The organism is Pseudomonas sp. PS02288 (assembly GCF_029959715.1).
Classification (GTDB): domain Bacteria; phylum Pseudomonadota; class Gammaproteobacteria; order Pseudomonadales; family Pseudomonadaceae; genus Pseudomonas_O; species Pseudomonas_O kuykendallii.
Map to the genome: position 1 here is coordinate 1 of NZ_JASCPA010000129.1, position 664 is coordinate 664.

The following is a 664-nucleotide window of genomic DNA, read 5'->3' on the forward strand; positions in this document are numbered from 1 at the left end:
AGGGTGAGTCGAACACAGCCTCGTCCAAGTGGCTGCTCGAACACCTGCTGGAACAAGAGCACACAGATCGCGCCATGCGCTCGGTGAGCCACCAGATGAACATGGCCAAGCTGCCGATGCACCGCGACCTGGCCGGCTTCGACTTCAGCGCCTCCAGCGCAGACGCTCGTTTGATCAGCGAACTGGCCAGTCTGGCCTTTACCGACACCGCGCAGAACGTGGTGCTGATCGGTGGGCCTGGCACCGGTAAAACCCACCTGGCCACTGCGCTGGCCGTGTCCGGCATCACCCGGCACGGCAAGCGCGTGCGCTTCTACTCCACGGTCGATCTGGTCAATCTGCTGGAGCGCGAAAAGCACGACGGCAAAGCCGGGCGGATCGCCCAAGCTCTGCTGCGCATGGATCTGGTCATCCTCGACGAACTGGGTTATCTGCCCTTCAGCCAGGCCGGCGGTGCGTTGCTGTTTCACCTGCTATCCAAGCTGTACGAACACACCAGCGTGGCGATCACCACCAACCTGAGCTTCGCCGAATGGCCGAGCGTGTTCGGCGACGCCAAGATGACCACCGCCCTGCTGGATCGGCTGACCCACCACTGCCACATCGTCGAAACCGGTAACGAGTCCTATCGCCTGCAACACAGTAGCTTGGCGGCCCAGGCCAA

General features: G+C 62.7%; 1 protein-coding gene. It reads left to right on the top strand.

Annotated features, from left to right (window positions below; all coding sequences use genetic code 11):
* On the top strand, positions 1-664 hold a 664-nt coding region (gene istB, locus QMX85_RS23360; RefSeq protein WP_282344940.1), incomplete at both ends, for an IS21-like element ISPst3 family helper ATPase IstB.